Below are 7,875 nucleotides of genomic sequence, written 5' to 3'. Positions count from 1 at the left end.
CAACGTGACCTTGCCCTTCTTCGAGCGTTCCCCGGACGATGCTCCGGCCGGGCCCATCGCCATGGCCCACCGCGGATTTTCCCGTGAGGGGCTGGAAAACTCGATGGCCGCTTTCCGCGCCGCCGTCGAACTCGGCTACCGGCACCTCGAAACGGACGTCCACACCACGGCCGACGGCGTGCTGGTCCTGTTTCACGACAACACCCTGGACCGGGTGACGGACAGCCGCGGGAAGATTTCCGAGCTGACCGCCGCAGATGTGGCCGCGGCACGGATCGGCGGCCGCGAACCGGTTCCCCTGTTTGACGAATTGCTCACCGAGTTCCCTGATGTCCGGCTGAACCTGGACGTCAAGGACTGGAACTCCGTGCGGAGCCTGGCCGCCGGCATCGAACGCCACGGCGCCCACGACCGCGTCCTGGTGGCCAGCTTTTCTGACCGCCGACGCCGGGCGGTGCTGAAGCTGCTGAGCCGCCCGGTGGCGTCGTCGGCAGGCCGGGCGACCATCTCGCTGTTCGTCCTGCTGGGGCCGCTGCTTCCGGTTTCGTTGCTGCGCTTTGTCCTGCGCGGCCCGTTGCGCGACGTTCAGGCGCTTCAGGTTCCCGTTCGCTATGGTGCCATCCGGGTAGTAACCCCGGCTTCAGTCCGGCGTGCGCACACCCTCGGGTTGGTGGTCCATGTGTGGACCATCAACGAGTCCGCCGAGATGCACCGGCTGCTGGACCTCGGCGTGGATGGGATCGTGACTGACCGTGCGGACCTGCTGACCCGGGTGCTGCAGGAACGGGGCGGGTGGCCCCGGGACTGATCCGGGGCCGTGGGGTCAGCTGCGCCCAAGATTGGTGGACGGATCCTCGTCGCCCTCGCCGGGATCGGCCCGCAACGTGTCCGGATCGCCCTCCGGAAGCCCGCCGGGACCTGGCACATCACGGGGAACGTCCCCCGCGTCCGCCGTCGCCGCTGAGCCTCCCGTGTCCGCCTCTGAAGACTCCGTTGATTCGGCCGGTCCGCTGCGGTCAGATCCGCTGGGGTTGGCGGACACCGGTCCGGTAGCAGGGCCTGGCTTCAGCCCGGGCGCCTTCTCCTTCTCGGCTTCCATGGCGTTGGAGCCCTCGCTGATGGAGGAGTGGACTTCAACGTCGCTGTTCGGATCGGTCGGCTCCGGGACGCGCGTGCCTTCCGTGGGCGAGGACGTGCCCGCCAGATCTTCCATGGCGTTTTCCGCTGCCTTGCCGATGCTGTCTCCAATGCCCATCTGACTGCTCCTTTAGTGACGATGCACGCCGGCCAACTGCCTGCCAGTGCGCGGGGACGCTACGTTTCCAGAATTATCAGCATGCTTACAATTAGTCCAGAGCTGCGGGAGAAACCGCACCTGATGGATGAGAGGAAGCCGCACCATGAGCAGTTACCATCCGGAGAATGACCCCGCGAACCCCGACCAGCCACGGCAGGAGCCAGGGCGCGGGCGGTCTGCGCGCGAGGATTCAGCGACGGAGCCCCAGCAGTCTGCGAAAGACTCTGCAGCCTCGGCAAATCCCGACCCCGCAGAAGGAAACATCACCGGCCTGGAGCCCGGCGGCGGAGTTCCGCCGGGCGAAACTCCACCCGCTGAGGACCAGATGAGCGGCGATCAGGGGCACGCGGAGTAGCCCGCTTCAAACGCTCGGAGGACAGGTGCCCTGCGGCGCCTGTCCTCCCTGGAGCGCCTGTGTCGGCGCTGGAAACGTCGGATCAGTGTGTGTCAGTGCCGGTCAGAGCCGCTGGAACCGTGGGAAGCATGCCTGTCCTGTGTGGTTTGCCTGTCTTCGGCGGCGTGCCCGTCTTCGGCGGAGATGCGGCGGAGTCCTTCGGGATCGAGCGGGGTGTTCCATGCTGCCCAGTCCTTGGGCCGGACGGACGGCCGTCCCAGCAGGTAGCCCTGGCCGGCGCTGAAGCCCAACTCGGTGAGGACGCGGAGTTCCTCGGGCGTTTCGACGCCTTCCGCCACCAGGACGGTGCCCGTCTGCTCGGCAAAGTCCACCAGACATGAGGCCAGCGCATGCTGCGACGGATCGAGGTCCACGCCGCTGATCGTATTCCGGCCCAGTTTGATGAAGTCGGGCCGTAAGTGCAGCATCCGGCTGAGGGTGCCGGCATTGGGGTGGGAATCGTCAATTGCTATGCGCAGCCCGCGTTCACGGAGCGGCGTAATTGCGGAAACAAAATGTGAGTATTCCTCATCCGGAATTCCCTCGGTCAATTCGAGCACGATGCGGCTTATTGGCAGCTCGATGTGATCAAACAATTCAGGCAGCCGTGGATCGAGGCATGATTTCGGCGAGATGTTGAGGGCAACGTAAAGGTGCTGCGGAAGGGTCGCCGCCACAGCGGCAGCTGACGCCAGTGCCGAGAATTCCAGATTGGCTCCGAGGCCGACGGCTGCGGCTTCCGCAAACCAGAGTTCGGCCCCTGCGCCGTCGTCGCTGACAAACCGCGATAATGCCTCAACGCCAACGACCCTCCTGGACTCGAGGCCGTAAATCGGCTGGAACGCAGTCATGAGCATCTGGTTTTCCAGCAGCGCGCTGATCCGGGACAGGCTGCGCAGCGAATCCAACCGCTCGGCCAGCAGCGGCGGCATCGCGTTCAGCGGCTGAGGCGCGCGGGCGGCGTCGTGAGTGCCCCCGTCCGCGCCATCCTGCTGGCGGCGGTCCAGGAGGTATTCCAGCAGCGCCCGCTCAGGCACGCCCGGGTTTTCGGCCAGGCTGTCGCTCAGACGTTGGCGTATTGCTGCTCCAGCCGGATCGGAATCCGCCAGGACGGCAGCGATAATTCCCCATGCTTGCACCCGAACAGTCATTAGCAACGCCCCCAGTTGACGTAGTAATTGCCCGTTGGCCCTTTTGTTTTCAAGTTTCAGACGCTTTCAGAATTCGGTGGTTCTGATGGATGCCGTTCTCCAGGGCCGAGAAGAAAGCTGCGAAGAAACGGGTACCGCAACTTGATCGTATATCGGCACGAACCAAAGCGCAGCCCCTCAATCATCAACCTGTATTACTTTAAGCCGATGTCCTGGCCAGCAGTTCCGGAATATTCTCCGGCGGGACCGGTTTGCTGAAGAAGTAGCCCTGCGCGCTGAGACAGCCGAGGCTTCTGAGGTGCTCGGCCTGTTCGGCCGTTTCCACGCCCTCCCACACGGCTTCCAGGCCGCAGGCGCGGACCAGCTGGAGGACGGCCGCCACCAGCGGCGGCTGGCTGGGATCCGTACCCAGGCCAACAATCAGCGATCGGTCCACCTTCACCCGGTCCACGGGGAGCCTGCGCAGGTAGCTGATGGAGGAGTAGCCCGTTCCGAAGTCGTCGATTTCAATTCCGACGCCCAGGCCGCGCAGGCCGCCCAGCGAATACCGGTCCAGCTCATTGCCCTTGACGATGGCCACTTCGGTCAGTTCCAGGACAACCTGTTCCGGCCGGACCCCGGTTTCCTTCAGGACGCCGCGGACGTCCTCGATGAACTGGAGGCTTTGCAGGTCTGTGGCGGAGATGTTGATGCGGACGGAGAACCGGCTGTCCGCCACGCCGGCGTCGATCCAGGTGCGCAGTTGGCCCACCGCGGTGGTCAGGACCCACAGGCCCAGCTCGGAGATGAGCCCTGCGTCTTCGGCCAGCGGAATGAACTCGTCCGGCATGATCAGGCCGCGCGTGGGGTGGTTCCAGCGGACCAGGGCCTCCACGCCTTCGATCCGCCCGGAATCCAGCTCCACCACGGGCTGATAGTGCAGCACCAGGCCCTCACCCTTGATGGCGGCCCGGAGATCGTCCAGCAGTTGGCTGCGGAGCCGGCGGACCAGGAGGAGGCCGGGTTCGAAGACATGGAGCCGGTTCTGCCCCTCGGCTTTTGAGGCGTACATCGCGACGTCGGCCTCCATCAGAAGGTCCTCCGGCGTCCGCCTGGCTTCCCCGATGCTGAGCCCGATGCTTGCCCCGCAGCGGATGGTACGGTCCGGGAGCTCGATCGGCTCCTTCAGGGCGGCCAGGATCCGTTGGGCCACGATCGCAGCCTGGTCAACGCTGGTGGCAGGCATCACGATGGCGAATTCGTCGCCTCCCAGCCGGCCCACAACATCGGTGGCCCGGACGGCGTTGCGGATGCGCTCCGCAACGGTGATCAGAACTTCGTCACCGGCCGCGTGGCCGAGGGTGTCATTGATGGATTTGAAGGCATCGAGGTCCAGGAGCAGGATGACCGGCTGGGTCTGGGTTTGGTCGTCGCCGTCCTGCGAGGACTTCAGGGCCGCCAGGAGTGCCGAGCGGTTGGCCAGTCCGGTAAGCGGGTCCTGCATGGCCATCTTCTGCATTTCGCGGTGCGCCTCGTGGAGGAGCTGCGTCCGCACCTCCACCCGTTGCTCGAGTTCCTCGTAGATGATCTGCAGGTCTTCGGCCAGCAGGTTGGTGCCCATGATGATGGCGTCGAGTTCGTCGCGGGCGGGTGAAACCTCAATCCGTGACTGGAGGTCGCCGGAGGCAAGCCGGACGATGCCGTCCAGCAGCTGGGACAGTCTGGGGTCGTCGTCGTTGAACATCGGGGCCTCCTTTCCGGGTTTCAGGGATCCTGCATCCGTCACAAACCGGTGCTGGTCAGGGAACCCGCGCCGCGTGGCCGTCGAGGGGAAGGCTCACGCTGACGGTTGTCCCTGCGCCAAGCTCCGAGGCAACGTCGATTCGGCCGCCATGGCGTTTGACGATGTCCTGGGTGATGGCCAGTCCGAGGCCTGTCCCGGGAACCGCCCCGGACATGGCGTTGGAGGCGCGGTAGAAACGGGTGAAAATGTGGGTTATCTCGTCCTGGGAGATTCCCATCCCGGTGTCCGAAACACTGACCGTCGCGCGGCGCGTGCCGTCGGCATCCGCCTGAAGGACCGTGCCGACGTCGATCCGCCCACCTCCTGGTGTGAACTTGATGGCGTTGGAGACCAGGTTCGTGAAGACCTGCTGCAGCTGCACCTCATCAGCCTGGATTTCGGGGTCTTCGGGGGCAGGCGCAATGGCGATGGTGACGTTCTGCAGAGTGGCCAGCGGCCTGAGGGCAGCCGTGACAATCTCCAGTGTCCGCGCGAGCCGGACCGGTGTCAGGTGCAGGGGACTTTCTTCGTGCCCGTTCCGGGAAACGCTGAGCATGTCTTCAACCAGCAAACGCAGCCGTTCGGTGTTCCTGACCACGATGTCCAGCATCTGGTGGACCTCGTGGGAGACCGGATCGGAGGTGTTCTCCTGGATCATGTCCAGGTACGCCATGATCGAGGTCAGCGGGGTGCGGAGTTCGTGGTTCACGGTGGCCAGGAAGTCAGTCTTGGCCTTGTCCAGCTGCTGGAGCTGCTTGACCACCTGCTGCTGGCTGGTGATCAGGTGGCTTTGGATCAGGCCGTGGGCCGCATTGCCGGCCACGTGCTGGATCAGTCCCAGTTCCGCCCTGGACCACTCCCTGGGCGAGTCCATGAGGGCCATCCAGATGATCCCCAGGGATGAATTGCCTTCCCCCATGGGAACAGTTACCGATGCAGCGGCGCCCAGTGCAGCGAGTTCGGCCGGCAGCTGGTCGTCGTCATTGCCGGACAGGTGGGTGCCTTCCACCGTCAGGGTCTCCGCCCGCGTCCACAGGGAGTCCGCCGTGCGCTGGGCGGATTCCTCATCGCTGAACAGCCCATCAGGCAGTGGTGCCAGCCTGGTCCGGTGCCACTGCGCTGTGATGGGAGGTACCCGCTCGTCGTCGAACGTTGTCAGCCAGACGCGGTCGGCGCCGAACGTTTCACCGAACCCCTTCACCACCAGGTCCGCGATCTGCTGGGGGTCGTTGGTGCCGCGGACCGCAGCTGAGACCTGACGCAGCCTTTCACGCAGCGTCTCTGCTTCCTGCCGGGCCTCGTTCCGGCGCGAGACCAGGTTGATGAGCGCCGTTGCGCGGTGGATGAGCTCCTTTGCCACCGGCGGTTTGGCGATGCAGTCACGCACTCCGGCGTGTTCCACGGCCTTAACCTCGGCCGGGCTGTCGAGGTCCACGAGGACCAGGGCTGGAGCCGCCGCCTCGATGTCGGAGAGGGAACTGTCCAGGACCAGGACGTGGGGTGCGGAGCGGTCAAGGAGGGCTGACAGGCCGGCGGAATCTGCCGTGGCGCTGACAGTGAACCCGGCGGTTTCCAGGGCTGCCGTGCTCGACTGCCGGCGCGCGGCGTCGGGGTCGGCAACGATTGCCAGGTACGGCACCGTTGCGACATGTGGAGTGTCCCCTGGCAACCTGTCCCCTTCGCCTGCTGATGTAGCACCAGTTCACTGGTGAATGAGTACATTGTAGGGGGACGGCGCTCAGCAGTTCCTCATAAATATGCGTGGAGGGTTATCGTGACGAATCAGCCGGGAGATGGTGTCAAGGCGGATCTGGCGCTGGATGGCCACGGCGTCATCCAGCTGACGTGGCCGCGGGGCGTGTCAATCTCCGAGGCCGACGCCGAGGCTGCCATGCGTGGCGTGAACGAGCTCTGCGGCGCCGGAAGGCATCCCATGCTGGTGGATATGGCGAGCACGGCCCAGGTCAGCAGGGGAGCGCGCGCAGTTTTTGGCCGTCCCTGCCAGGCGTCCCGCATTGCGCTGCTGGGAGCTTCGCCCGTGGATAAAGTGCTGGCCAACTTCATCCTTGGCATCAACAAACTGCCGTGTCCCACGCGGTTTTTCACCTCGCGGGACGAGGCGATGGCGTGGCTGCTGAAGGAACCGGTGGCCGGGGCCTGAGACGGGCCGCCCGGCAGTTACCCTGAGGAGACCATTGGAACCAGCCGGGGCCGTTGGAACCCGGACGCGGTCACGGGAACCTGGCTGGGCCCGGACGGGGACCTGCGGACCAGGGACAGTCCGGCCAACACGTCCGGAAGGCGTTCCGGGCCTATATTTGAACGGTGTCCTCCCCAGCTGAATCAGTGCGCTCCGCCTTCCGGAAGTACCTGATCCTCCCCAAGCTCATCCGCCTGTCCCGCGCTGCTCCGAAGGACAGGGCTGTGGCCTGGGACCGCTACTGGGAAGGAATAGCCAGGACGGGGTCCCGGAGCGAGGTGCTGTGGGATTCCGGCACGGACCATGAGGTGCTGGGCTACCACGAGGTCCTCAAGCGGCATTTCGATCCCGGCCTGCCCGTGGTGGATGTGGGCTGCGGCCACGGCGGGTTCAGCCGGGCACTGGCAGCGTTTTATCCGCGGGTTCTGGGCGTGGACGTGTCAGGGCATGCAGTGGCCCGTGCCCGCGAAGAAGCTGCCGGCATCCACAATGTCAGTTACCTCGAGCGCGACATGACGCAGCCCGGGGCAGGCGCCGGGCTGCGGGAACCGGGGGACGCCAACGTGTTTATCCGTGGAGTGCTCCACGTCCTCGACCGGGCAGACCAGGCAGCGCTGATGGAGAACATGCTGGAGTTGGTGGGGGTCCGGGGCACGGTTTTCCTGGCTGAAACGAACTTTCAGGGAAACCCGGTGGAGTATGTTTCGCACCTCGGCGCATCGCTACGGAATATCCCGGCACCGCTGGAACTCGCCATCCGGAAGCTTCCGATGCCTGGCCGCTTTGGACCGGAGGAGCTCGCCCGTGCGGTGCCGGCTGACCGGTGGTCCGTGCTGGAAGATGGCTCGGCCACGATTGAGACGAATCCGATGACGGATGCCTTGGGTGACAGCCTGGTCCCGGGGTACTTTGCCGTATTGCGCAAAAGGCAGTAATTTCCGCCACCGAGGCGCGTTCTCCGCACACTTTCCGCAGGTTTGGCAGTGCCCCTTGCCTGGCTCTTGACACAAAGCCGGCTTGGAAGGGTACTTATAAGTACCCTTACTAAAATCGGTATTCGCGGAAAGGACT

The 7,875-nt window shown here is 65.0% G+C and carries 8 protein-coding genes; 4 read left to right on the top strand and 4 right to left on the bottom strand.

The annotated features are described in order from the left end of the window. Positions 1-4 precede the first annotated feature (4 nt). Entirely contained in the window at positions 5-808 is an 804-nt protein-coding gene (locus DBR22_RS14985) for a glycerophosphodiester phosphodiesterase (RefSeq protein ID WP_108599683.1), read from the top strand. A 15-nt stretch (positions 809-823) separates the two neighbouring features. Here the strand turns inward: DBR22_RS14985 and DBR22_RS14980 are convergent, their stop codons facing one another. Beyond that, on the bottom strand, positions 824-1,255 hold the full coding sequence (locus DBR22_RS14980) for a hypothetical protein (protein WP_108599682.1): 432 nt from the start codon (positions 1,253-1,255) through the stop codon (positions 824-826). Positions 1,256-1,400: 145 nt separating this feature from the next. Here DBR22_RS14980 and DBR22_RS14975 point away from each other — a divergent pair, with 145 nt between their 5' ends. Next, positions 1,401-1,652: a DUF6480 family protein gene (locus tag DBR22_RS14975; protein ID WP_108599681.1), complete on the top strand. Its 252-nt coding sequence runs from the start codon at positions 1,401-1,403 to the stop codon at positions 1,650-1,652. Positions 1,653-1,744: 92 nt separating this feature from the next. On the opposite strand, the gene DBR22_RS14970 is transcribed toward DBR22_RS14975, so the two are convergent. The 3 genes from DBR22_RS14970 to DBR22_RS14960 form a co-directional block, all read right to left on the bottom strand. Further along, positions 1,745-2,830, bottom strand: a complete 1,086-nt coding sequence (locus DBR22_RS14970) for an EAL domain-containing protein (protein ID WP_258229224.1) — start codon at positions 2,828-2,830, stop codon at positions 1,745-1,747. 211 nt (positions 2,831-3,041) lie between these two features. After that, positions 3,042-4,565 carry a putative bifunctional diguanylate cyclase/phosphodiesterase gene (locus tag DBR22_RS14965; protein ID WP_108599680.1) on the bottom strand — a complete coding sequence of 508 codons (1,524 nt, stop codon included), beginning with the start codon at positions 4,563-4,565 and terminating at the stop codon, positions 3,042-3,044. Positions 4,566-4,620: 55 nt separating this feature from the next. After that, positions 4,621-6,243, bottom strand: a complete 1,623-nt coding sequence (locus DBR22_RS14960) for a sensor histidine kinase (RefSeq protein WP_258229223.1) — start codon at positions 6,241-6,243, stop codon at positions 4,621-4,623. Positions 6,244-6,378: 135 nt separating this feature from the next. Here DBR22_RS14960 and DBR22_RS14955 point away from each other — a divergent pair, with 135 nt between their 5' ends. Both DBR22_RS14955 and DBR22_RS14950 read left to right on the top strand, forming a co-directional pair. Then, positions 6,379-6,765 carry an STAS/SEC14 domain-containing protein gene (locus tag DBR22_RS14955; protein WP_108599678.1) on the top strand — a complete coding sequence of 129 codons (387 nt, stop codon included), beginning with the start codon at positions 6,379-6,381 and terminating at the stop codon, positions 6,763-6,765. A gap of 164 nt (positions 6,766-6,929) precedes the next feature. After that, complete coding sequence (locus DBR22_RS14950; RefSeq protein WP_258229222.1) at positions 6,930-7,739, top strand: class I SAM-dependent methyltransferase; 810 nt, start codon at positions 6,930-6,932, stop codon at positions 7,737-7,739. The last annotated feature ends 136 nt before the right edge of the window (positions 7,740-7,875 follow it).

Source organism: Arthrobacter sp. HMWF013 (genome assembly GCF_003061105.1).
GTDB lineage: Bacteria > Actinomycetota > Actinomycetes > Actinomycetales > Micrococcaceae > Arthrobacter.
Note: the sequence above shows the minus strand (reverse complement) of the source record. Positions and strands in the feature narration are given on the sequence as shown.

What these genes read in the sequence shown, in the direction of transcription:
- DBR22_RS14980 (WP_108599682.1), bottom strand. Translation starts at nt 1,255, where the DNA reads ATGGGCATTGGAGACAGCATCGGCAAGGCAGCGGAAAACGCCATGGAA.
- DBR22_RS14975 (WP_108599681.1), top strand. Translation starts at nt 1,401, where the DNA reads ATGAGCAGTTACCATCCGGAGAATGACCCCGCGAACCCCGACCAGCCA.
- DBR22_RS14965 (WP_108599680.1), bottom strand. Translation starts at nt 4,565, where the DNA reads ATGTTCAACGACGACGACCCCAGACTGTCCCAGCTGCTGGACGGCATC.